This window comes from Paraburkholderia sp. RAU2J (genome assembly GCF_003634845.1).
Classification (GTDB): domain Bacteria; phylum Pseudomonadota; class Gammaproteobacteria; order Burkholderiales; family Burkholderiaceae; genus Paraburkholderia; species Paraburkholderia fynbosensis.
In genome coordinates, this window is sequence record NZ_RBXG01000001.1 from 1,826,704 (window position 1) to 1,849,637 (window position 22,934).

The window sequence follows — 22,934 nt, forward strand, 5'->3', positions numbered from 1 at the left end:
AAATGCTGATGTGCGGTTGCCGCAAAAAGGACCGGCGGATGCGCGTTCGCACCGCCGGCAATCCCGTGTGCGCTTACATGCGGAAGTGCTCGCCCAGATAGACGCGCCGCACGCTTTCGTTCTCGATGATTTCGCTCGGCGCCCCGGCGGCCAGCACGCTGCCGTCGCTGATGATGTACGCGTGATCGCAGATGCCGAGCGTCTCGCGCACGTTGTGGTCGGTGATCAGTACGCCGATATTGCGCTGCTTCAGAAATTTGACGATTTTCTGGATTTCCAGCACCGCGATCGGGTCGACGCCCGCGAACGGCTCGTCGAGCAGAATGAAGCTCGGATTGGTGGCCAGCGCGCGAGCAATCTCGACCCGGCGACGCTCGCCGCCCGACAACGACAGCGCCGGGTTCTCGCGCAAGTGAGCAATTTGCAGCTCGTCGAGCAGGGCTTCGGTGCGGGCGGTGATGGTGTCTTTGCTGAGCCGTTTGCCGTTGTCTTCGTGCTGCAGTTCCAGCACCGCGCGAATATTCTGCTCGACGGTGAGCTTGCGGAACACCGACGCTTCCTGCGGCAGATACGACAGGCCGAGCGACGCGCGCTTGTGGATCGGCAGCAGGCTGATCGACTTGCCGTCCAGGTCGATTTCGCCTGCGTCGAGCGGCACGAGGCCGACGATCATATAGAACGAGGTCGTCTTGCCGGCGCCGTTGGGCCCGAGCAGACCGACCACTTCACCGCTTTTCACATCGAGCGATACGTCTTTGACGACAGTGCGCGAACCGTAGCGCTTCTTCAGATTCCGCACGACCAGCGAACTGCTGGTGCCGGCCGGCTTGCGATTGGGGAGGGACGCGGTGGTGCTCACTGATTCGGCGCTCCCTGGATCGTAGTGGACGGCGCGAGCGTGGCCGACGCGCCGGTCGGCGCCGCCGCGGCATTGTTGCGCGGCGACAGCATCGCGCGCACTCGGCCGGTCGGGTTGCCCGGGCTGGCGACGTCCTTGCCTGCCTTCGCGGTATAGAAGTCGTTCTGGCCGTCATAGGTGATGACGCTGCCGTGCACCTGGTCGATCACCGTCGACAGACCCTGCAGGCGGCGGACCGTGGCATTCGTGGTGAGCGTGGTCAGATCTTGCTTGCCGTCGTAGTCGATGCGGACCGCCGTGCCTTCGATGTATTCGTCGAGACCTTCACGCTTCTGGCGGAAATACGACAGATTGCCGCCGCTCGACGTGCCGGTGGCGTACTGATAGCCCTGCGGGTCTTGCGTCACTTCGACACGATCGGCCTTGATCACGATCGTCCCCTTGGTGGCGACCACGTGGCCGGTGAAGATGTTGACCTGCTTGAGGTCGTCGTAAGTCATGTTGTCCGCTTCGATGTTCAGCGGCTTGTCCTTGTCGGCTCGGTCCGCATGCGCGAGCGGCGCGAAGCCGGCGAGCGGCAACGCGACGGCGAGCGCAGCGAGTCCGGCGCGGCACGCGGACAGGGTGCGCGAGCGGCCGGTAAAAAAACGGGGGAACGATTCGTTCATGCAGTCACGCTTGGAATGGATTACCCGGGTTGCTTGGGCGAGCTGCCGCCGGCGTCGGACGAGGTAATGGCGCCTCTCACGTTACCGAACAGCTGCATCACCCGGGTGACGTTGTTGTAGTTCATGCCGCTGGCGGTCATCACCGACATGCCGCGCTGAAGTTTAACCGGCTTTTCGGTCTCGATCACATCGTCGTTGACCAGCACCCTAAAATGCTCCGAATCTGCCTGCATCCGCGGATCGCCGTTGCCGGGCGCCCGCACAATGCGCGCGTTGCCATACAGATCGACGATCGACGCGTCGGCGTTGACCTTGCCGGTGTCGCCGGTAGCGGTGACGATCGGCTTGCCGGGTTGGAACGCGCGCATGGCCGGTTTGATCAGGTCGCTCAGATCGTCGTCTTCGTAGTGGATCAGCGACTGGGCGGTCAGGCGGTATTGCGTCGCGCCGGACTGGTCGAGTTCGGAAACCGAAAAGTTGTCCGCGAAATAGTCCGGCGTGTGTCCCTTCGGACGGGGCGCGCCTTCGTTCTGCCGCGGCTGGGTGGCTTGTAACAGCCACCATGTGATACCGGCGAGTGCGGCCATCGCGACCAGCGGAATCAGCGAAGTCCAGCGAAACTGATTCATCCGACGAGGCCTCGCTGTTCGCCGCTGCAGGCAGCAGCGAGCAGGGCTTCGTACTTGTGCTGTGCGCGCAGCAACGTGTCGCAGACTTCTCGCGCCGCGCCGTGACCGCCGCGCGCCTCGCTGACCCAATGGGCACGTGCGATCACTTCAGGATGCGAGTTGGCGGGCGCCGCCGCGAAGCCGACCTTCAGCATCACGGCGAGGTCGACCCAGTCGTCGCCCATGTAGCCGCATTCTTCCGCGGTGAGGCCGGTCTGCTGCAAAAGGTCTGCAAACGCCTGAGGTTTGTCCTGCACGCCCTGATACACATGCGCGATGTTCATTTCCTTCGCCCGCGCCGCGACGATGCCCGACTTGCGCCCGGTGATGATCGCCGTCTCGATGCCCGCCTGACGCAGCAGCTTCATGCCGTGGCCGTCCATCGAGTTGAAACCCTTCATCGTGTCGCCTTCTGCCGTGAACAGCAGGCCGCCGTCGGTCAGCACGCCGTCGACGTCGAAAATCATCAGCTTCACGCGGCTTGCGCGTTCGGTAGCGGTAGGGGGCGCGATGGCCATCAGATCACCTTCTTCGAGAACAGGTCGTGCATGTTGAGTGCGCCGATCAGCTTGCCTGCTTCGTCGACGACCAGCATCTGATTGATGCGGTGGCGCTCCATCAGTTCCACGGCTTCGACCGCGAGTCGATCCGGGCCGATGGTGCGCGGGCCGGCTGTCATGACCGAGGCGATCGACAACTGGCGGAAATCGCCATCGCGCTCGAGCACGCGGCGCAGGTCGCCGTCGGTGAAGATGCCCGCCACGCGGCCTTCCTCATCGACGATCGCGGTCATGCCCATGCGTTTCGCGGTCAACTGGAACAGCGCGTCGCGCACGGTCGCCTCGGGCGTGACCTGCGGCAACTGGTCGCCGGTGCGCATCACGTCGCGCACATAGGTGAGCAGGCGCCGGCCGAGCGCGCCGCCCGGATGCGAACGCGCGAAATCGTCGCGACCGAAGCCGCGCGCATCGAGCACCGCGACCGCGAGCGCGTCGCCGAGCGCGAGCGCGGCGGTGGTGCTGGCGGTCGGCGCGAGATTCATCGGGCAGGCTTCTTTGGCGACGCCGGAATTCAGGTGCACGTCGGCCAGTTGTGCGAGACTCGACGACGGGCGTCCCGTCATCGCAATCAGCTTCGCGCCGATCCGCTTGATGAGCGGCAGGATCGCCACGAGTTCTTCGGTTTCGCCGGAGTTGGACAACGCGAGGAACACGTCGTCCGAGGTGACCATGCCGAGGTCGCCATGGCTCGCTTCGGCGGGGTGCACGAAGAACGCGGGGGTACCGGTGCTGGCCAGCGTGGCCGCGAGCTTGCGGGCCACGTGGCCGGATTTGCCGATGCCGGAAACGACCACGCGGCCACGGCAACCCAGGATGAAATCAACCGCCCCTACGAAGCCATCGTCGAGTTGGTCGCGAAGGGCCCGCACGGCGTCCGCTTCGATGTCGAGCACGTCGCGAGCGAGCGTCAGTGCCCGGTCGCCATTGATTTTCGCTATCATTCGCGGAGTATAGCAAAGGCGCCGTTCGCCGCGCCGGGCCTGCTGTGCCAAGCCGCTGCCATCAACAGCCCTTTTTCGGCCTTTTTGCCGGCCCCTCAACCTCGCCGCACGGCGTTTTGCGTGCACGGTTCCGCTGACGAACGAGGACGCTTCACCCATGCGTTTTTGCCGATGATCTCCCCGCTCGAGATGACGTTGTTCCTGCTGCTGGCATCAGTGGCGGGCGTGGTGGTATTCCGCTTTCTGAACCTTCCGCCGATGCTCGGCTATCTGACGGTCGGCATCGTCGTCGGGCCGAACGCGTTCGGACTGATTCCCGACTCGGCCGGGGCGCAGAACCTCGCCGAGTTCGGCGTCGTGTTCCTGATGTTCTCGATCGGGCTGGAGTTTTCGCTCGCCAAGCTGCGCGCGATGCATCGGCTCGTGTTCGGCCTCGGCCTGTTGCAGGTGCTCGGCACGATCGCGGTGGCCGTGGCGCTCGGCTTCGTGCTGGAGCGCTGGGTGCATATCACGTGGCAGGCGAGCGTAGCGCTCGGCGGGGCGCTCGCGATGTCATCGACCGCGATCGTCAGCAAGATGCTGGCGGAGCGGCTCGAAATCGAAACGGAGCACGGGCGCAACATCTTCGGCGTGCTGCTGTTCCAGGATCTGGCAGTGGTGCCGCTCCTGATCATCATCACGGCGCTTGGCGGCAAGTCGGAAGAACTGGTCGCCTCGCTCGGCGTCGCGGCGATCAAGATCGTCGTGGCGCTGGCTCTGCTGCTGATCGTCGGGCAGCGCTTCATGACGCGCTGGTTCAACGTGGTCGCGCGGCGCCGCTCGCAGGAACTGTTCATTCTCAATGTGCTGCTGGTGACGCTCGGCGCCGCGTTCATCACGGACAAATTCGGGCTGTCGCTCGCGCTCGGCGCGTTCATCGCCGGCATGCTGATCGCCGAAACGCCGTACCGGCATCAGGTGGAAGAGGACATCAAGCCGTTTCGCGACGTGCTGCTCGGCCTGTTCTTCATCACCACCGGCATGCTGTTGAATCCGACCGTGATCTGGGAACATCCGCTGATCGTGCTCGGCTTCCTGATCGGCCCGCTTCTGCTGAAGGCGGTGATGATCACGGCCCTCGCGCGGCTGTTCGGCGCGACGCCGGGCGTCGCGATGCGCACTGGTATCGGCCTCGCGCAAGCCGGCGAGTTCGGCTTCGTGCTGCTGAACCTGATTCTCGACCGGCATCTGGTCGACGCCACGCTGCTGCAGGCGATTCTCGCGGCGATGCTGCTGTCGATGCTGGCTGCGCCCTTCCTGATCCAGAACGCGGACCGTATCGTGCTGCGGCTGTCGTCGACCGAATGGATGATGCAGTCGTTGCAGATGACGCGCATCGCGACGCAAAGCCTGAAGCAGAGCGGCCACGTGATCATCTGCGGTTACGGCCGGGCCGGGCAGAACCTGGCGCGCATGCTGGAGCACGAAGGCCTCTCGTACGTCGCGCTGGATCTCGACCCCGATCGCGTCGCGGCGGCCGCGGCCGCCGGTGAGTCGGTCGTGTTCGGCGACGCCGGAAGGCGCGAGTCGTTGCTCGCCGCCGGTCTGCACCGCGCGGCCGCGGTCGCGATCACTTACGCGAACACGCCGTCGGCATTGCGCGTGCTCCACAACATTCACGAGGAAGAACCGACGCTGCCGGTGATCGTGCGCACCGTCGACGACGCCGACCTCGAGAAGCTGCTGGCCGCCGGCGCGACCGAAGTGATTCCGGAAATCGTCGAGGGCAGTCTGATGCTGGCCTCGCACACGCTGGTGGTGATGGGCGTGCCGATGCGGCGCGTGGTGCGGCGGGTCGAGGAAATGCGCGACGAACGCTATGCGCTGCTGCGTGGCTATTTCCACGGCGCCGACGACATCGATGACGACGACGGCCACGAACAGGTGCGGCTACAATCGGTGCCGGTCGACGCCAACGCGGACGCGGTGGGTCGCACGCTCGCGGAACTGGGCCTGTTGGATCTGGGCGTGGAAGTGACGGCGATACGCCGGCACGGCATTCGCGGCGTCGAGCCGGACCCGTCCACCAAGCTGCGCGCGAGCGACATCGTGGTATTGCGCGGTCTGCCCGAGCAACTGGCGCAAGCCGAGGAACGGCTTTCGAAGCACCGTCGAGCGGGGGCGGCTGCGGCGTAGGCCGGCGCTCGGGGCGCATGCGCGCGGCGGGACGCCGCGCCGCAAGGCACAAGCTGTGAGCCGCCAGCCCCTACGCCGCTCAGATTCAGTTTTTCATCGGACCTGCCGAGGTCCATCCGGAGACATCATGTCCAACGCGCTTGTCGGCGCGCCGCTCGATGCGGCCGATTACATCAAAAGCCACATTCGCACGGTGCCCGACTGGCCGCAGCCGGGCGTGCAGTTTCGCGACATCACGCCGCTCTTGCAGGAGCCGAAGTCGCTGCGCGTGCTGATCGACCTGTTCGTGCAGCGCTATTTCGACGCGCAGCTCGACTACGTCGCCGGGCTCGATGCGCGCGGCTTCATCTTCGGGCCGATTCTCGCGTACGAGTTGAACATCGGTTTCATTCCGATCCGCAAGGTGGGCAAGCTGCCGTATAAGCGGCTCTCGCAGTCGTACGAACTCGAATACGGCACCGCCACCGTCGAGATTCACGAAGATGCGTGCAAGCCCGGTGACCGGGTCGTGCTCATCGACGATCTGATCGCCACTGGCGGCACGATGATGGCCGGCAAGATTCTGCTCGAGCGGCTCGGCGCGGTCGTCGTGGAAGCCGCGGCGATCGTCGATCTGCCCGAACTCGGCGGCTCGAAGCTGCTGCGCGACGCCGGCCTCGCGCTCTACACCGCGACACGCTTCGAAGGTCATTGAGCGCGCGCGTAGCTGCCGCTGTTCGCCGCACTTCGCCGCACAACAAGAAGGTAACGACGATGCCCAACTTCCTGCTGTTTCTCGCCACGTCGATTGCGATTACCGTGGCGCCCGGCCCCGACAACCTGCAGGTGCTCGCGCGCGGCATCTCGCAGGGCCGCGCGGCGGGTCTCGTCGCCGCGCTCGGCTTCGCGGCCGGCATCACGTTTCACACGACACTGGCCGCGCTCGGCGTTGCCGCGTTGCTGCGTTCGTCGCCGCTTGCGTTCGAAGCGATCAAGCTGGCCGGCGCCGCCTATCTGGTCTGGATCGGCATCAAGGCGCTGCGCAGCCAGGGCCTCGCGACCGCGCATCAGCGCGCGCCGCAGCCGTTGATGACGGTGTTTCGCCAGAGTGTGCTCGGCAATCTGCTGAATCCGAAGGTGACGCTGTTCTTCGTCGTGTTCCTGCCGCAGTTCGTGCAGCCGCACGGCGCGCAAAGCATCACGGTGCAGATGCTCGAACTCGGCGTGCTGTTCATGTTGCAGACGGTCGTGGTGTTTTCGCTGTTCGGCGTGTGCGCGGGAATTATCGGCGGCTGGCTCAAGCGTCGGCCGCGAGTGGGCGTGTGGCTCGATCGCCTCGCCGGGGCGACGTTCATCGCCATCGGGATTCGCGTGGCGCTGCGTGACTGACGCGGCCCTGTGACCGACCACGCGTTCGCCACTCACCGGCCGCCTCTGGCGCACCGTTCAGTTTGGAGTTTTGGATGACATTGCCTTGCATCACTGCCGCGCGCCGCTTCGATGCGGCTGCGCATCTGCCGTTCTGGATCGGCGCCGAACAGGTCGGCTGGATCCGTGCGAGCGACGTGCCCCTGCTCACGCGCTGGCCCGACGTGTTCGACATCGATAGCAATAGCGGCCACGCTCTGGTGGCCCTCGCGGCCGCGTTCGATACCGTCGATCTGCGCAGCGCGGCGCTCGGCTCCGTGATCGGCGCGCTCGCCGCGGAAGGCCGCATTCCCGGCTGGCGCAACGAGACCTACGCGATCCGCAATGCGTTCGACGCGCCGCCGCTCGCTTACATCGAACGCGCGGCGTCGCGCTTCTTCGGCACGATGACCTACGCGGTGCATCTGAACGGCGTCGTAGAATACACAGATGGCGCGCAGAAGGGCGCGCCGCAATTGTGGATCGCGCGCCGCAGCGATACCAAGGCGACCGACCCCGGCATGCTCGACAATGTCGTCGCGGGCGGGATCGGCTGGGGCTTCGGCATCGAGGCGACGATCATCAAGGAATGCTGGGAAGAAGCCGGCATCCCCGAGGAAATCGCCGCGCGCGCCGTCGCCGGGCGCACCGCGCATGTGCTGCAATCGCTGCCGGAAGGCACGCAGGCCGAACAGATTTTCATCTACGACCTCGCGCTGCCGGCCGATTTCGCGCCGCGCAATCAGGACGGCGAAGTGGGTGAGCACCGGCTCGCACGCATCGACGAAGTGGCGCGCTGGATCGAGGAGGGCGCGATGACGGTGGACGCGAGTCTCGCCACGCTGGATTGCCTGCTGCGCCGCCGCTGGCTCGATGAAGAGGCGTGCGCCGGCATCGAAGCGTTGTTCGCGCCACCGGCGCTTGTGTAGACACCGGCTTTGACAGCCGCAGCGCCCGCACGACGAACACCCCGAAGCACGCAGCATCGAGCCGTACAGACTGAACAAACCACGCATTGAAGAAGGGAGTCACCCAGGTCATGTCGACCGATCACAGCTTTATCCTCAAACTGTCGTGCGCCGACCGGCCCGGCATCGTTCACGCAGTGTCGGGCTTTCTGTTCGAGCGTGGCAGCAATATTCTCGACTCCGCGCAGTTCGGCGACAGCGGCACCGGCGAGTTCTTCATGCGCGTGCATTTTCAGCAGGTGGGCGGCGATCCGGGACTGGAGGCGTTGCGCACGTCGTTCACGGAACTCGCCGAACAGTTCGGCATGCGCTGGGAACTGCATGACGCGTCGGTGAAGCCGCGCGTGGTGATCATGGTGTCGAAGATTGGTCACTGCCTGAACGATCTGCTGTTCCGCTACCGTACCGGCCAGCTGAACATCGAGATTCCGGCGATCATCTCGAATCACAAGGAGTTTTATCAGCTCGCCGCGAGCTACGACATTCCGTTTCATCACTTCCCGCTGCTGGGCGGCACGCCCGACGCGAAGGCCGCGCAGGAAGCGCGCGTGCTCGAAGTGATCGACGAGCATCAGGCGGATCTGGTGGTGCTCGCGCGCTACATGCAGATTCTGTCGCCGAAACTGTGCGAAGCACTGGCTGGCCGTGCGATCAACATTCACCACTCGTTCCTGCCGAGCTTCAAGGGCGCGAAGCCGTATTACCAGGCTTTCGACCGCGGCGTGAAGCTGATCGGCGCGACCGCGCATTACGTGACGACCGATCTGGACGAAGGTCCGATCATCGAGCAGGAAGTGGAGCGCGTCGATCACAGCATGACACCGGAGCAATTGACGGCGATTGGCCGCGACGTCGAATGCGTGACGCTCGCGCGTGCGGTGAAATGGCACGTCGAGCATCGCGTCGTGTTGAACGGCAGTAAGACAGTGGTGTTCCGGTAAAAGCGGTCGAGGCGTTCAGGCGCCCATGACTCCGTAGCGGGCGGCGACGATAGTCCGCGTGCCGCCGCCGCAAAATGCGCCGCGCGAAGCCGCCGGCGCAAGCTCCTTCCCCTACGACCGCGCCGCCGACCCGCCCGCGTCGCGCGCGAGACCGGCGTTCTGCGCCGAACGGCGGCGCGCATTCAGCTTCTTCAGCCAGATCAGCAGGCCCGTCGCGCTCAGCACGGCGACCGCGATGCCCATTGCGCTGATCAGAATCCGTCCGCCGAGTCCGAGGATGCGCCCCGAGTGCAGCGGGAATTGCACCTGCATGAAAATGTCGCCCGCGGTGCCCTTGCCCGGAATCGTTTTGCCGAGCGGCTTGCCGGTGGCCGCGTCCCAATACATCCACGGGTTGCCGAGGCCGATGTCGCCGTGATCGTTGCCGGGCGCGTAAAAGCCCACGCCATACGCGTGCAGGAACTCGGCGTAATAGATGCCGCCTGGCGGCGCGGCGAGGTTCATCGACTTGCCGGCCTGCTCGGCCAGTTCGAAGATCTGTTCACGGCTCAATACCTGATCGCCGGGTTGCGGGGCGCGCAGGATTTCAGGGTTGTTGATCGGGTCCGGCGTGAGCGTCGAGAGCATCGAGACGACTGGGCGCACCACCGGCCTCGACAGATTCATCGAGATCGACGTCAGCGCGATGACCATCAGCAGGCCCCAGATCCAGACGCCGCCGGAGCGGTGCAGGTCGAAGGTGAGCGCATAGCCGCCGCGCTTCAGACGAAACGCGAACGACTTGCGCCACGCCTTGACGCTCGGGAACGACAGCACGAGGGCAATCACGCTGTCGAGCAGCCACACGATGCCGACGATCCCCATCAACCACGTGCCGGTATCAATACCGCCGGTGAACGGCAGATGCAGCGTGTAGTGCAGCTTGTAGATGAACGGAATCAGATTGATCCGCGCGAGCGATACGGCGCCCCACTCGCGACGTCCCTGGATCTCGCCAGTGGCGGGATCGACGGCGATCTGGTTGAAATCGAGCGGGTAGGGCTGTTTCGTGGCCGGGTTGGTGCGCGGCAGCACCATCATCTGCAGCGTGTGGCCGGGTTCGGCGGTCAGCGGCAGATAGGTCACCTGAAGTCGCGGGTCGGCGGCTTCCACTCGGCGGCCCAGTTCCAGCCCCGACAGCGCCGGAGCATCCGTGCGGGCTTTGAAGAACGATGGATTCAGCGCTGCATCGAGTTCATGGTCCCACGCGATGATCGCGCCGGTCAGGCCGGCGACGAACAGAAGCAGCGCGGTGGCGACGCCGAACCACCGGTGCAGGCGGACGAGCTGGCGCCTCATGCGCGATCCGGCAGGAGGGGGAGGAAAGGCTGGGCGGGCGTCACGGCGTAAGCGATCTGTAAATGGGAATTGTTCGCATCTTAGGGGCTTGCGCAAACTACCGCAAGTTCGTCGTGCGGCGGCGTTTGATGGGGTCAACGGGAAAAGACCAAAAAAAACGGCACCGAAGTGCCGTTTTTTGCTTGCCCGAGCGGGCGCCCGTGATGCGTCCGGAATTCACACCAGCCGCAGGTAGATCAATTCCCGCTTGATGTACGCATAGAAGATCGGCGCCGCGACCACGCCGGGGATGCCGAACGCGGCTTCCATCACGAGCATCGCGATCAGCAGTTCCCACGCGCGCGCCTCGATCTGTCCGCCGACGATGCGCGCATTCAGGAAATATTCCAGCTTGTGAATCAGGATCAGGAACACGAGCGACATGACCGCCGCCGGGAAACTCACCGACAGCGCCACCGCGACGATAATCGTGTTCGAGATCAGGTTGCCGATCACCGGCAGCAAACCGACGATGAACGTCACCAGCACCAGCGTTTTCGACAGCGGCAACTGGTCGTGGAAGATCGGTAGCACCACCAGCAGGAAGATGGCGGTGAAGACCGCGTTGAGCGCGGAAATCTTCACCTGGGCGAACACGATGCGGCGAAACGCATCGGCGAAACGGGTCACGCGCGTGATGAAGGCCGTGGACAGCGGCAGCCGGTGCATATGCTTCTGCGCGCCGACCGCGATGATCGCGCCGATGATCATGCCGATCAGGATGTGCGTGAAGCCACGCGCCGCGATCGTGCCGCTTTGCTGCAGCATGTTCGCGTGCGTGTGCATCAGCTCTTCGGCCTTGGCCTTCATCTGCTCGGTGTCGACCGGCAGCGAATTGGCGATGAATTGCGGAATCCGGCCGCGCGCCTGGTGAATCAGCTGCATGGCCTGATCGAGCAGGGTCTGCACGCTCGGCACGTCGTTCTCGAAATGCTCGATGATGCCGAGCGTAAGCCCGGTCAGCGCCCCCACGATCACCACCGACAGGATCACCACCGCGAGCCAGCGCGCGCGCATGCTCGACATGTGGCGCTCGATGCGCGGCGCGATCGTATGCACGAGCTGAAACACCAGCAGCCCGGCGAGCAATGCGCCGAGCAGCTTCAGTGCAATGACCGCCCACATGCCGGCCAGCATCAGAACGTAACTGCCGATTTCGACCGCCGACAGCTTCGGCAGGCTCATGTCGCTAGTCAGCCTGACCGGGCGTGGGCGTAGGTCCTGCACTTGCCCGTCGTCGCGCGCCTGATTCCGCTTGGCCATGGCTTATCCCGTCTCCCACCCTTGTTGTGCAGCGTTACTTTTTGCTGGCCGCCCGCTTAAGCAGCGGCGCCAGATAATTGCCGGTAAAACTTGCCTTCGACTTCGCGACCTGCTCCGGCGTGCCTTGAGCGATGATCTGCCCGCCGCCCGCACCGCCTTCGGGACCGAGGTCGATGACCCAGTCGGCGGTTTTGATTACATCGAGATTATGCTCGATGATCACGACGGTATTACCCTGGTCGCGTAACCGGTGGATTACTTCGAGCAGCAGCGCAATGTCATGAAAGTGCAGACCGGTGGTCGGCTCGTCAAGAATGTATAGCGTGCGACCCGTGTCACGCTTGCTCAGTTCCAAAGATAGTTTGACGCGCTGCGCCTCACCACCCGACAGTGTAGTGGCCGACTGGCCCAGCCGGATATAGCCCAGACCGACGTCCAGCAAGGTTTTGAGCTTGCGCGCGACGACCGGCACCGGCTTGAAGAACTCGTAGGCGTTCTCCACCGTCATGTCGAGCACTTCGCTGATGTTTTTGCCTTTGTACTGGACGTCCAGCGTTTCGCGGTTGTAGCGCTTGCCGTGGCAGACGTCGCACGGTACGTACACGTCCGGCAAGAAGTGCATTTCCACCTTGAGCACGCCGTCGCCCTGACAGGATTCGCAGCGCCCGCCCTTCACGTTGAACGAGAAGCGGCCCGGATCGTAGCCGCGTTCCTTGGCGGCCGGCACGCCAGCGAACAGCTCGCGGATCGGCGTGAACAGTCCCGTGTAGGTGGCCGGGTTCGAGCGCGGCGTGCGGCCGATCGGCGACTGGTCGACGTTGATGACCTTGTCGAAATGCTCGAGGCCTTCGATCGACTCGTACGGCGCCGGCTCCGTGGCCGAGCCGTACAGGTGATGCGCGACCGCGTGATACAGCGTGTCGTTGATCAGTGTCGACTTGCCCGAACCGGACACGCCGGTCACGCAGGTCAGCAGCCCGACCGGCAGATCCAGCGATACGTGCTGCAGATTGTTGCCGTATGCCTCGACGATGCGCAGACGCCGCTCGTCGGGCGCCTTGCGCTCGTCGGGGAATTCGATGTTGCGCGCGCCGGACATGTACTGGCCGGTCATCGACGCCACGTTCGCCTGCACCTGTTTGGGCGTGCCCTCGGCGATCACCATGCCACCGTGCTCGCCGGCGCCGGGGCCCATGTCGACCACGTAGTCGGCCATGCGGATCATGTCCTCGTCGTGTTCGACGACGATCACCGAGTTGCCGAGATCGCGCAGATGCTTGAGCGTGGCGATCAGCCGGTCGTTGTCGCGCTGATGCAGGCCGATCGACGGTTCGTCGAGCACGTACATCACCCCGGTCAGCCCGGAACCGATCTGCGACGCGAGGCGAATCCGTTGCGCCTCGCCGCCCGACAGCGTTTCCGCGCTGCGTTCCAGCGACAGGTAATCGAGCCCGACGTTGTTCAGGAACATCAGCCGCGCGACGATTTCCTTCACGACCTTGTCGGCGATCTCGCGCTTCGAGCCTTCCAGCCGCAACGTCTGGAAATAGCCGAGCGCATCGCGCAACGGCCAGCCGCTGATTTCGAAGATGCCGCGCGCGTCGCCGTCCGCGCCGATCCGCACGAAGCGCGCTTCGCGGCGCAGCCGCGTGCCGGCGCAGGCCGGGCACGGCTGATTGTTCTGATACTTGGCGAGTTCTTCGCGCACCGCGACCGAATCGGTCTCGCGGTAACGCCGCTCCAGATTCGGGATGATCCCTTCGAACACATGCTCGCGCACCGACGTGCGGCCGCGTTCGTTGATGTACGAGAACGGAATTTCCTGCTTGCCCGAACCGAACAGCAGGATCTTGCGGACTTTCTCCGGCAGATCTTCGACGGCGGTGTCGATGTCGAACTCATAGAACGCCGCGAGACTTTGCAGCATCTGAAAGTAGAACTGGTTGCGCCGGTCCCAGCCCTTCACCGCGCCCGCCGCGAGCGACAGCGACGGATGCGCGACCACCCGCTTCGGATCGAAGAAGGTGATCTGGCCGAGGCCGTCGCAGTCCGGGCACGCGCCCATCGGGTTGTTGAACGAGAACAGCCGCGGCTCCAGTTCCTGCAACGAATACGAGCAGATCGGGCAGGCGAACTTCGAGCTGAACAGATGCTCCTTGTCCGTATCCATTTCGAGCGCGATCGCGCGGCCGTCGGCCAGACGCAGCGCCGTCTCGAACGACTCGGCGAGCCGCTGCTTCATGTCCGGGCGCACTTTCAGACGGTCGACGACGACGTCGATCGTGTGCTTGTCGTTCTTTTTCAGCTTCGGCAGCGAGTCGACTTCGTAGATCTTCGCGACGCCTTCATTGGCAGTGCCGCCGCCCGAGCGCACGCGGAAACGGATGAAGCCTTGCGCCTGCATTTCCTCGAACAGTTCGACGTGCTCGCCTTTACGGTCCGCCACGACAGGCGCGAGGATCATCAGCCTGGTCTCTTCCGGCAGCGCGAGCGCCGCATCGACCATTTGCGACACGCTTTGCGCTTCGAGCGGAATCTCGTGATCGGGGCAATAAGGCGTGCCGACCCGCGCGAACAGCAAGCGCAGATAGTCGTGAATTTCGGTGACGGTGCCGACCGTGGAGCGCGGATTGTGCGAGGTCGCTTTCTGTTCGATCGAGATTGCCGGCGACAGACCTTCGATCAGATCGACGTCCGGCTTTTCCATCAATTGAAGGAACTGGCGCGCATAGGCGGAGAGGCTTTCGACGTAGCGCCGCTGTCCTTCCGCATAGAGCGTGTCGAACGCCAGCGACGATTTGCCCGAGCCGGAAAGGCCCGTAATGACGACGAGCTTGTGACGGGGTAGGTCTAGATTGACGTTCTTCAGGTTGTGGGTGCGAGCCCCACGAATACGGATTTGTTCCACGGATTTATTCCATGAACTGGCGGAAAGAGGAAGAGGCTAAACCTGCTACTATAACGACTTTTCAAGGCCGTCGTTACGGCTTCCTGACAGCGCGAATCACGCGCGAGGCAAGCTGTAAGGCTGCGGTTTAGCGCCGCGGGGGAAGGGGTTTAACTGGGGCCGTTTTCCGCGAGTACAAGGCACAGCGAGGCGTGGGCGGGCATGCTGCAGGCCGCCGGCTCGAACGCCGGGCCCGCGGGTATTGCGGCTATGCCGTGGCAAGTTGCTGGCTTGTGGCGGTCTCAGCGGGCCTGTTTCGCAGCCGGTTCCCGCCGCCCGCCGCCGGTCGCCCGCAGTGTGCCGTCCAGCTCATTCAAAGAACGCTCCCGATGTCCAATCCGTCCGCCACTTCCACACGCATGAGCGCGCCTGAACTGCGCGCGACCGTGTCGCTCGCCGCCATCTTCGCGCTGCGCATGCTCGGTCTCTTCATGATCATGCCGGTGTTCTCGATCTACGCGAAGACCATTCCGGGCGGCGACAACGTGCTGCTGGTGGGCATCGCGCTCGGCGCGTACGGCGTGACCCAGTCGATGCTTTACATCTTCTACGGCTGGATCTCCGACAAGGTCGGGCGCAAGCCGGTCATCGCCACCGGCCTGCTGATCTTCGCGCTCGGCAGCTTCGTCGCGGCGGGCGCGCACGACATGACGTGGATCATCGTCGGCCGCGTGATCCAGGGGATGGGCGCGGTGTCGTCCGCGGTCATCGCGTTCCTCGCCGACCTTACGTCGGAAGAGCATCGCACCAAGGCAATGGCGATGGTTGGCGGCAGCATCGGCGTGTCGTTCGCGGTGGCGATCGTCGGCGCGCCGATCGTGTTCCAGTGGGTGGGCATGAGCGGCCTGTTCACGCTGGTCGGCATCTTCTCGATCCTCGCGATCGGCGTGGTGCTGTGGGTCGTGCCCGACGCGCCGAGACCGGTGCACGTGCGCGCGCCGTTCGCCGAAGTGCTGCACAACGTCGAGCTGCTGCGCCTGAACTTCGGCGTGCTCGTGCTGCACGCGACGCAAACCGCGCTGTTCCTCGTCGTGCCGCGCATTCTCGAGGCCGGCGGCCTGCCGGTCGCATCGCACTGGAAGGTGTATTTGCCGGTGATGGGCCTGTCTTTCGTGATGATGGTGCCGGCAATCATCGCCGCCGAGAAGCGCGGCAAGATGAAGATCGTGCTGCTGTCCGCGATCGGTCTTATCCTGATCGGACAGTTGTTATTGGGCGTCGCTCCGCATACGATTCTGAGTGTGGCGGCGATCCTTTTCGTGTACTTTCTCGGCTTCAATATTCTCGAAGCGTCGCAGCCTTCGCTGGTGTCGAAACTGGCGCCGGGCACCCGCAAAGGCGCGGCTGCCGGCGTGTACAACACCACTCAGTCGATCGGTCTTGCACTGGGCGGCATGGTCGGCGGCTGGCTGTTGAAAGTGGATGGTCAAAGCACGGTGTTCCTCACTTGCTCGGGGCTCGTGTTTTGCTGGCTTATAATCGCCGCAAAGATGAAACAGCCGCCGCGCAAGGCGTAGTACGCAACACTCGCCGGGCTGTCGCGGCGCACCCGGGAGCACATCCCGAATTCATCCAGAACTCACCCGGCGGCGGGCAGAGGCGCTGTTCCGATCTCGGCCTGCGGGGCACGAGACGCAAACCGCCCAGTGCCGCGCCGCCCGCAACGGAATCAACAGGAGAAACACATGGCATCCGTGAATAAGGTCATTCTCGTCGGCAATCTCGGAGCCGATCCGGAAGTCCGTTATCTTCCGAGCGGCGACGCAGTGGCGAACATCCGCCTTGCGACGACGGACCGGTACAAGGACAAGGCGTCCGGCGAGATGAAGGAAGCCACCGAGTGGCACCGCGTGTCGTTCTTCGGCCGCCTCGCGGAAATCGTTTCGGAATATCTGAAGAAAGGTTCGTCGGTCTATCTGGAAGGGCGCATCCGCACGCGTAAGTGGCAAGCGCAGGACGGCACCGATCGTTACTCGACCGAAATCGTCGCCGAGCAGATGCAAATGCTGGGTGGCCGCGGCGGCTCGGGCGGCGGTGGCGACGAAGGCGGCTATAGCCGCGGCGAGCCGTCGGAGCGTAGCGGCGGCGGCGGTGGTGGCCGCGCGATGTCGTCGGGCGGCGGTGCTTCGCGTGGCGGCAGCGGCGGTGGTGGCGGTGGCGGCGGTTCCAGCCGTCCGAGCGCGCCGGCAGGCGGCGGCTTTGATGAGATGGATGACGATATTCCGTTCTAACAGGCATATCGGCAGGAAGTACAGCAGGCCCCGGGTTCTCCCAACCGTTCAAATGGTTTGGCGAGAATTTCCGGGGCCGTTTTTATTGCTTCTTGCGCTCACCGCTTCAAATGCGTCAGCGCATCTCTCAACGGCTGGCTGGAAATCACAATCGGCCCGGAAAAGGGCGTATCCAGATCGACGATCACATAGATCGCCGAAGCAATCGACACCGCCCCCAGCGAAATGGTGACGAGCGCCAGTGCATTACGCGGCGCAATCAAGCCGAAGCTCATAAAAATCACACACAACCAGAACGTGAGCGTCTTGAAGAACGGCTGCGATATCGAGCTATGCGCTTCTTCGATGAGCTTCCACCGCGCGTCGACGACGCGCCGGTATTGCGCCAACGCGTCGTCGAGCGCACCCGCCTCCAGCGAATCCTGCGTTCGCAGTTGCCGTAACTGCCGGCCCACGTCGGTCAACATATCGCCAAGCTGGACGTTTTCCAGCCGCTTCGAATCCTGCGGACCCAGGTTCCTGGGGTAGTCGCCGCTCGGCGCCGGCTCGTGAGGCCAGGTCGACGCGATCGCCGCCGAAGTGTACTGGCGCAACAGGCGGCGGGCTTCGTCGGTATCGTTGCCGAAGTCGCGCAAGGTCGTGTCGAATTCGATCAGATCGGCCGCGTAGCTACGCAGATCGTTCGACGCTGTATCGAAGCTGGACTTCGCGGAGGCCGTCAACAGCCCGAGCACCAGGGCGGCGAACGTCACCAGCATGCCGATCACCAGCTGGATGAGCTGAACGGTCTCGTGCGCCTTGTGCTCTTCGGGCAGAAGTGGCCGTACCCACACGCCCAGGCTGGTCGCCATTAGCAGCAGCGCAAAAACCAGTAGAGCCGATCCGACTTCCGCCATAGAAATACTCCGAAGACTGGTGCGTCGTCACTTTCCATCAACTGCCAGGTGCCGGATACCCGGGTAGTCCCGCACCGGAATGCGCGGCGGGAAAAGGCCCTGCGCTCGCGCCCGTCACTTGATGTATCGCAACCATATGCGTCATCGACCATAAAGTTTTCTGCTGTGCCGCCGTAGTCCCTCAGTGTGGTGGTTGCTTAAATTTTAGACAAAAGTTGCGGACCTGGCCGGAAGGGTTTGGGCGCAGCACGCGTGGTCGGAGCCATCGAGGCACCAGCCGAGCGGCCCATTGGAGACAAGCCCCATGTTGAGAAATCTGTCGATTCGCACCTGCCTTAGCCTGATGATCGTGTTCTTTGGCGTCGTGTTACTGCTCGGCGCCGCCGCGGGCCTGCTGTCGCTGCGCTCGAGCAACGCGTCGCTGCAACAGATGTACACCGTCGACACCCCCGCCGTCGCGGACCTCGAAGGCAGCTCCGGCCAGTTGCTGCGCCTGCGTCTCGCGCTCGCGACGTACGCATCGCTGATCGAGCTGAACGATCAGGACGGCGCGAATGCCGTGCTCAAGCGTTTCGATCAGTACCAGAAAGTATCCAACGAGCGGATTGCCCACTATGTGAGCCGCGCGAGCTCGAACGACGACGAGCAGCGTCTGATCAAGGACATGCAGGCCAAGCGCGACAGCTTCCTGCGCGAAGGCGTCGATCCAGCGCTCGCCGCGCTCAAGTCGGGCGACAGAAACGCATTCAATCAATTGCAGGCGCACAAGCTGCCGTCGCTCTACAGCACGTACGAGAAGGCGATGCTCGCGCTCGAACAGTTGCAGCTCGATCACGGCGCGCAACGCTACCAGGAGGCGCAGGACCTGTTCTACGCGATCTGTATCGCGGTGGCGATCGGCATGGTGGTGTCGCTGCTCGGTTCGTTGCTCGGGCGCATGGTGCTGGTGCGCGCGATCGTCAATCCGGTCGACGCGACCATCGCGCAATTCCAGCGCATCGCCAACGGCGACCTGACGAGCCGGATCGACGTCACCAGCGACAACGAAATGGGCCGTCTCGCGGCGGCGCTGCGCAAGATGCAGCAGTCGCTGATCGGGACGGTGAATGCGGTACGTCAAGGCACCGAATCCATCGATACCGGCGTGAGCGAGATTGCGGCCGGCAATGCCGATCTGTCGCAGCGCACCGAAGAGCAGGCCGCGTCGCTCGAGGAAACGGCGGCGAGCATCGAAGAACTCACGTCGACGGTCAAACAGACGGCGGACAACGCGAAGCAGGCGAGTTCGCTCGCGCAGGGCGCGTCGAGCCTGGCTGCGCAGGGCGGCGACCTCACCGAGCAGGTGGTCGGCACGATGCACGGCATCGTCGACGACTCGCGGCGGATTGCCGATATCGTCGGCGTGATCGAAGGGATCGCGTTTCAGACCAACATCCTCGCGCTGAACGCCGCGGTCGAAGCGGCGCGGGCGGGTGAACAGGGACGCGGCTTCGCGGTGGTGGCGAGCGAGGTGCGCTCGCTCGCGCAGCGTAGCGCGGCGGCGGCCAAGGAGATCAAGGGCTTGATCGACGAATCGACGGCGCGGGTGGAGGCGGGCTCGCAACTGGTCGAACGCTCGGGCTCGACGATGGCCGAGATCGTCGACGCGATTGCGCGCGTGAGTTCGATCATGGGCGAGATCGCGGCGGCGGCGATCGAGCAGAGCACCGGCATCGATCAGGTCAATCTCGCGGTCGCGCAGATGGACGAGGTGACGCAGCAGAACGCCGCGCTGGTCGAGCAGGCTGCGGCGGCGGCCAGTTCGCTGGAAGATCAGGCGCGGCGGTTGTCATCGGCGGTGGCGGTGTTCCGCACGGGGAGCGGCTCCGCCGCGGTCGCGCGACGCCGGGACGCTTCCGCCGCAGCCTCGAAGCGCGATGACGCGGGCGAGTTCGTGGCGGCCTGACGTCGAATCCTGTTCGTTGGCGCTCGTTCATCGAGGCCGTTCGGTTCAGGCCCATTGCGCACGGCGGCGCGCAGCGTCTTCGAAAACGACGACGGACACCGCGCATTCGAGCGCAGCGTCATTGCATGGCAGCGTAATACCTGGCGAGGCCATCTATCTCCGCCGAGGTCAACTGCCGCGCCACATTGCGCATCTGCTCGTTGATGTCGTTGTGCCGCGCGCCGGAAGCGAACGCGCGCATCTGTTCGGCGAGATAAGCCGACGACTGCCCGCCCAGCCATGGTGTCGCGCCTTTGCGATCGAGCTCTCCATGACAGGCTGCGCAAGGCGCGATGTTGCGCTGTGGATCGCCTTGCATCGCCAGCTTCACCGCGTTCGCATCCGGCTCTTCGCCGACGCGTCGCGTCTCGGCGCCGGCACCTCTCGTCAGCGACGTGTAGTAAGCCGCGAGATCCTGCAGATCCTGATCGCTGCGCCCCGCGATGATCGCCTGCATCACCGCGTTTTGCCGCCGCCCGCTCTGGTAGTCGCGCAATTCCTTATAGACCGCATCGCCGTACTGCCCGGCCAACCCGGGTGCCGTGACCTGCGGCGTGCCGAGCACACCGTGGCACATCGAGCAGTGCTGCGTCGCGATCGTCGCGCCGCGGCCGATCGAATCCGCTGCGATGCGCGTCGGGTGCCACGGCGGCAACACGACCACCTCGCTCGGCACCGGACTGCCTGCGCTCGCACCGCTATACCAGCTCGACGGCGCGCCGGCGGCGCCGCAGATCGTCGCCCATAAGCCGCGATCGCCGAAGGCACTGCTCGCCGACGGCAGCCAGATGAAACCGATCAGTATTCCTACGATCGCAATCGCGATCGTGCCGCCCACGCTCCAGGTGAACCACGGGTTACGCAAGCTGAAGACGCGTTCCTCACTCATCGCTGCGCTCCGATGACGACCGCCGGCACCGACGTCTGCGGCAGTCTGAGCAACTGTACGATCGGCACGCTGTAATTGACGACCGTGAGGCCGATCATCAGCGCGACCCACAAGCCGAAGCTATTGAGCGCGGCCGGCACGCGGTCGACCGGCTGCACCGCGCTCGCGAAACGGAACGCCTGCGGTTGCACCGCCGGCCCGAATTGAGACTTCGCGAGGATGTAGACGAACAGCACGCCCGAGGCGACGAGGACGAGGCCGCCCACCGCCGACATGCCGACCCAGAATGCCTGGTCCTGCATGCCGGACATCGTGTAGTCGTAATAAGCCATGCGGCGCGGCGCGCCGAGCAGGCCGACGTAATGCCAGGGCAGCGTCACCATCATCATGCCGATGAACCACAGCCACAATTGCGTGCGCACGAGCTTCACCGAGACGATCGCGCGGTTGGTCAATTGCGGCCACAGTTCATACGCGATCGCGAAGTACATGATGACGATCGCGCCGCCGAAAATCAGGTGGAAGTGGCCGGTCACCCACTGCGTGTTGTGGACCGTCGAGTTCAGCTGATAGCTCATGTTGATCAGCCCGCCCGCGCCGCCGAACCCCAGCATGACGAACGAGAAGGCGATCACCAGCATCATCGGATTGCGCCACGGCAACGCGGTGAGCCAGCCGAACGCACCCTTGCCGCCGCGCAGCCTGCCGGCGATTTCCACCGACGCGCAGATCGTGAACACGGTCAGCAGCGTCGGCACCGACACCATGCCGGTGAACACCGCGTGCAGGAACTTGAAGCCGGAGCCGACCTGTGGATCGACGAACAGGTGATGGATGCCGATCGGCATCGCGAACACGAGGAACAGAATGAATGACACGCGCGCCATCGAATCGCTATATAGCCGTCCCCCGATCGCGCGCGGCACCAGCGTGTAGTACGCGATATACGCCGGAATCAGCCAGAAGTAGACGATCGCATGCAGCGTCCACGAGAACAGGACGCGCGAGAGGCCGGCATCGATGGTTCGCGTGAGGCCGAAGGCGACGGGCAGGATCTGGAACAGGATCTCGGCCGCCGCGCCGACGGCGGTCCACGCCCACAGATACGCGCCCGCCACGTTGGCGAACATCGCGAGCGGCACCGCCTTGCCGGGATTCGCGCGCTTCCAGATGCGCAGGTTCACGTGCATCAGCGCGACCCAGATCCACGAGCCGACCACCACCAGCACCACGCCGAGGTAGTAGAACGGGCTGCCGATCATCGGCGGATAGAATGTGTAGAGCACCGAGGCCGTGCCAAGTGCGACCGGCACCATCGCCATGACCGCGCCGACTGCCAGCATGATGAGCGCGGCCCATGCCCATTTGAGGCCGGCGAGGCGCTGCGCGAGCGCAAGCTCGACGATCGCGTAGCCGAAGCCCATCGACACCAGCGTGGGCATGACATAGGCCATCACCGTGCCGTGCGCCGTCACCGATCGATAGTACAACTCGGGGTCGCCGATCCACGGCACGAGCGGGCTGCGCACCAGCATCTGCCAGGCGCCGAGGAACAGCGCGATCAGAAACGTGATGAAGGCGAGCCAGAAATGCGCGAGAACGAGTCGCTTAGCGTGAAACACAGCTCAGCCTCCGTGATTGTCGGGCCTGCTCGAAGAAGGCGGCTTTGTCGATCACTTTCACATGTGCCCACATGGTCTGATGGCCGAAGCCGCAGAATTCGTGGCACGGCATGGTGTGATCGGCGGGCTGGGCGAACTGGGTGTTCAGCGTGGCGACGTAGCCGGGCACGACCATCGTGTTGATGTTGGTGTCGGTGACGAGCAGGCCGTGCACGACGTCGGCGCTGGTGGTGCGGATCGTAATCGGCGTGTCGGCGGGCACCAGCAGGCATTGCGGCGTGAACGAGTACTGCTGCGCGATGAAGCGCACGATCACCGAGCCGTCCGGCTGCACCGCGCTGCCGAGATTGTCTTCGACGAATTCGCCGGACAGTTGCAAGCGCGCCGGGTCGATCGTTTCGACGCGCGACGGCGGCATCATCGCCCAATGCAGGCCGGAGAAGACGATCACCGCCAGCATCAGCACGATCAGTCCGACCGCGAAAATCGCCCAGCGTCGCTCGGCGCGCAACGCGACCGCGTGGCCGCTCTCCGGTTGAGGATTGGAATCGGTGGACAT

20 protein-coding genes are annotated in these 22,934 nt (G+C 64.4%); 8 read left to right on the top strand and 12 right to left on the bottom strand.

The genetic code is table 11. From position 1 onward, the window contains the following. Positions 1-73: 73 nt before the first annotated feature. Genes lptB through kdsD form a run of 5 tightly spaced genes read right to left on the bottom strand, consistent with a single transcriptional unit; the run spans position 74 to position 3,696 of the window. The gene (gene lptB / locus B0G69_RS08480; protein WP_121316468.1) at positions 74-859 is read right to left on the bottom strand and encodes an LPS export ABC transporter ATP-binding protein; all 786 of its coding nucleotides are present in this window, start codon (positions 857-859) and stop codon (positions 74-76) included. Then, positions 856-1,527, bottom strand: a complete 672-nt coding sequence (lptA, locus tag B0G69_RS08485) for a lipopolysaccharide transport periplasmic protein LptA (RefSeq protein ID WP_121316469.1) — start codon at positions 1,525-1,527, stop codon at positions 856-858. The genes lptB and lptA overlap by 4 nt, the downstream gene beginning before the upstream one ends. A 20-nt stretch (positions 1,528-1,547) precedes the next feature. Further along, entirely contained in the window at positions 1,548-2,156 is a 609-nt protein-coding gene (lptC, locus tag B0G69_RS08490) for an LPS export ABC transporter periplasmic protein LptC (protein ID WP_121316470.1), read from the bottom strand. Beyond that, positions 2,153-2,713, bottom strand: coding sequence for an HAD family hydrolase (locus tag B0G69_RS08495; RefSeq protein ID WP_121316471.1), 561 nt, complete (start codon positions 2,711-2,713; stop codon positions 2,153-2,155). The genes lptC and B0G69_RS08495 overlap by 4 nt, the downstream gene beginning before the upstream one ends. Beyond that, positions 2,713-3,696, bottom strand: coding sequence for an arabinose 5-phosphate isomerase KdsD (kdsD, locus tag B0G69_RS08500; protein WP_121316472.1), 984 nt, complete (start codon positions 3,694-3,696; stop codon positions 2,713-2,715). Before kdsD ends, B0G69_RS08495 begins: the two co-directional genes overlap by 1 nt. A gap of 171 nt (positions 3,697-3,867) precedes the next feature. On the opposite strand from kdsD, the gene B0G69_RS08505 reads away from it, so the two are divergent. The 5 genes from B0G69_RS08505 (at position 3,868) to purU (ending at position 9,166) form a co-directional block, all read left to right on the top strand. Beyond that, complete coding sequence (locus B0G69_RS08505; protein WP_121316473.1) at positions 3,868-5,871, top strand: monovalent cation:proton antiporter family protein; 2,004 nt, start codon at positions 3,868-3,870, stop codon at positions 5,869-5,871. A gap of 127 nt (positions 5,872-5,998) precedes the next feature. Next, positions 5,999-6,565: an adenine phosphoribosyltransferase gene (locus B0G69_RS08510; RefSeq protein WP_121316474.1), complete on the top strand. Its 567-nt coding sequence runs from the start codon at positions 5,999-6,001 to the stop codon at positions 6,563-6,565. A gap of 59 nt (positions 6,566-6,624) precedes the next feature. Further along, a complete protein-coding gene (locus B0G69_RS08515; RefSeq protein ID WP_121319231.1) occupies positions 6,625-7,239 on the top strand; it encodes a LysE family translocator in 615 nt (204 codons plus the stop codon). A gap of 74 nt (positions 7,240-7,313) precedes the next feature. Next, on the top strand, positions 7,314-8,186 hold the full coding sequence (locus B0G69_RS08520) for a DUF4743 domain-containing protein (protein ID WP_121316475.1): 873 nt from the start codon (positions 7,314-7,316) through the stop codon (positions 8,184-8,186). 110 nt (positions 8,187-8,296) lie between these two features. Further along, positions 8,297-9,166 (top strand): formyltetrahydrofolate deformylase, encoded by an 870-nt coding sequence (purU, locus tag B0G69_RS08525; RefSeq protein WP_121316476.1) that lies wholly within the window; start codon positions 8,297-8,299, stop codon positions 9,164-9,166. Between the two features lie 111 nt (positions 9,167-9,277). Here purU and B0G69_RS08530 read toward each other — a convergent pair whose 3' ends face one another. The 3 genes from B0G69_RS08530 to uvrA all read right to left on the bottom strand — a co-directional run bounded on the left by B0G69_RS08530 (position 9,278) and on the right by uvrA (position 14,714). Beyond that, complete coding sequence (locus B0G69_RS08530; RefSeq protein ID WP_121316477.1) at positions 9,278-10,504, bottom strand: PepSY-associated TM helix domain-containing protein; 1,227 nt, start codon at positions 10,502-10,504, stop codon at positions 9,278-9,280. A gap of 216 nt (positions 10,505-10,720) precedes the next feature. Beyond that, complete coding sequence (locus B0G69_RS08535) at positions 10,721-11,806, bottom strand: AI-2E family transporter (RefSeq protein WP_121316478.1); 1,086 nt, start codon at positions 11,804-11,806, stop codon at positions 10,721-10,723. Positions 11,807-11,840: 34 nt separating this feature from the next. Then, positions 11,841-14,714, bottom strand: a complete 2,874-nt coding sequence (gene uvrA / locus B0G69_RS08540) for an excinuclease ABC subunit UvrA (protein WP_121316479.1) — start codon at positions 14,712-14,714, stop codon at positions 11,841-11,843. A gap of 368 nt (positions 14,715-15,082) precedes the next feature. On the opposite strand from uvrA, the gene B0G69_RS08545 reads away from it, so the two are divergent. Continuing rightward, complete coding sequence (locus B0G69_RS08545) at positions 15,083-16,270, top strand: MFS transporter (protein ID WP_121316480.1); 1,188 nt, start codon at positions 15,083-15,085, stop codon at positions 16,268-16,270. 168 nt (positions 16,271-16,438) lie between these two features. After that, complete coding sequence (locus B0G69_RS08550) at positions 16,439-16,984, top strand: single-stranded DNA-binding protein (RefSeq protein ID WP_121316481.1); 546 nt, start codon at positions 16,439-16,441, stop codon at positions 16,982-16,984. Positions 16,985-17,082: 98 nt separating this feature from the next. Here the strand turns inward: B0G69_RS08550 and B0G69_RS08555 are convergent, their stop codons facing one another. Continuing rightward, on the bottom strand, positions 17,083-17,880 hold the full coding sequence (locus B0G69_RS08555; RefSeq protein WP_121316482.1) for a DUF4239 domain-containing protein: 798 nt from the start codon (positions 17,878-17,880) through the stop codon (positions 17,083-17,085). Positions 17,881-18,184: 304 nt separating this feature from the next. Here B0G69_RS08555 and B0G69_RS08560 point away from each other — a divergent pair, with 304 nt between their 5' ends. Next, entirely contained in the window at positions 18,185-19,825 is a 1,641-nt protein-coding gene (locus tag B0G69_RS08560) for a methyl-accepting chemotaxis protein (protein ID WP_121316483.1), read from the top strand. Between the two features lie 118 nt (positions 19,826-19,943). Here B0G69_RS08560 and B0G69_RS08565 read toward each other — a convergent pair whose 3' ends face one another. Genes B0G69_RS08565 through B0G69_RS08575 form a run of 3 tightly spaced genes read right to left on the bottom strand, consistent with a single transcriptional unit; the run spans position 19,944 to position 22,934 of the window. Continuing rightward, positions 19,944-20,753, bottom strand: a complete 810-nt coding sequence (locus B0G69_RS08565) for a c-type cytochrome (RefSeq protein WP_121316484.1) — start codon at positions 20,751-20,753, stop codon at positions 19,944-19,946. Continuing rightward, positions 20,750-22,375, bottom strand: coding sequence for a b(o/a)3-type cytochrome-c oxidase subunit 1 (locus B0G69_RS08570; protein ID WP_121316485.1), 1,626 nt, complete (start codon positions 22,373-22,375; stop codon positions 20,750-20,752). Before B0G69_RS08570 ends, B0G69_RS08565 begins: the two co-directional genes overlap by 4 nt. Continuing rightward, entirely contained in the window at positions 22,362-22,934 is a 573-nt protein-coding gene (locus tag B0G69_RS08575; protein WP_121316486.1) for a cytochrome C oxidase subunit II, read from the bottom strand. Before B0G69_RS08575 ends, B0G69_RS08570 begins: the two co-directional genes overlap by 14 nt.

Coding starts and splice junctions, on each gene's coding strand:
- lptA (WP_121316469.1), bottom strand. CDS start 1,527: ATGAACGAATCGTTCCCCCGTTTTTTTACCGGCCGCTCGCGCACCCTG.
- lptC (WP_121316470.1), bottom strand. CDS start 2,156: ATGAATCAGTTTCGCTGGACTTCGCTGATTCCGCTGGTCGCGATGGCC.
- B0G69_RS08495 (WP_121316471.1), bottom strand. CDS start 2,713: ATGGCCATCGCGCCCCCTACCGCTACCGAACGCGCAAGCCGCGTGAAG.
- kdsD (WP_121316472.1), bottom strand. CDS start 3,696: ATGATAGCGAAAATCAATGGCGACCGGGCACTGACGCTCGCTCGCGAC.
- B0G69_RS08505 (WP_121316473.1), top strand. CDS start 3,868: ATGATCTCCCCGCTCGAGATGACGTTGTTCCTGCTGCTGGCATCAGTG.
- B0G69_RS08510 (WP_121316474.1), top strand. CDS start 5,999: ATGTCCAACGCGCTTGTCGGCGCGCCGCTCGATGCGGCCGATTACATC.
- B0G69_RS08515 (WP_121319231.1), top strand. CDS start 6,625: ATGCCCAACTTCCTGCTGTTTCTCGCCACGTCGATTGCGATTACCGTG.
- B0G69_RS08520 (WP_121316475.1), top strand. CDS start 7,314: ATGACATTGCCTTGCATCACTGCCGCGCGCCGCTTCGATGCGGCTGCG.
- purU (WP_121316476.1), top strand. CDS start 8,297: ATGTCGACCGATCACAGCTTTATCCTCAAACTGTCGTGCGCCGACCGG.
- B0G69_RS08530 (WP_121316477.1), bottom strand. CDS start 10,504: ATGAGGCGCCAGCTCGTCCGCCTGCACCGGTGGTTCGGCGTCGCCACC.
- B0G69_RS08535 (WP_121316478.1), bottom strand. CDS start 11,806: ATGGCCAAGCGGAATCAGGCGCGCGACGACGGGCAAGTGCAGGACCTA.
- B0G69_RS08545 (WP_121316480.1), top strand. CDS start 15,083: ATGTCCAATCCGTCCGCCACTTCCACACGCATGAGCGCGCCTGAACTG.
- B0G69_RS08550 (WP_121316481.1), top strand. CDS start 16,439: ATGGCATCCGTGAATAAGGTCATTCTCGTCGGCAATCTCGGAGCCGAT.
- B0G69_RS08555 (WP_121316482.1), bottom strand. CDS start 17,880: ATGGCGGAAGTCGGATCGGCTCTACTGGTTTTTGCGCTGCTGCTAATG.
- B0G69_RS08560 (WP_121316483.1), top strand. CDS start 18,185: ATGTTGAGAAATCTGTCGATTCGCACCTGCCTTAGCCTGATGATCGTG.
- B0G69_RS08565 (WP_121316484.1), bottom strand. CDS start 20,753: ATGAGTGAGGAACGCGTCTTCAGCTTGCGTAACCCGTGGTTCACCTGG.
- B0G69_RS08575 (WP_121316486.1), bottom strand. CDS start 22,934: ATGTCCACCGATTCCAATCCTCAACCGGAGAGCGGCCACGCGGTCGCG.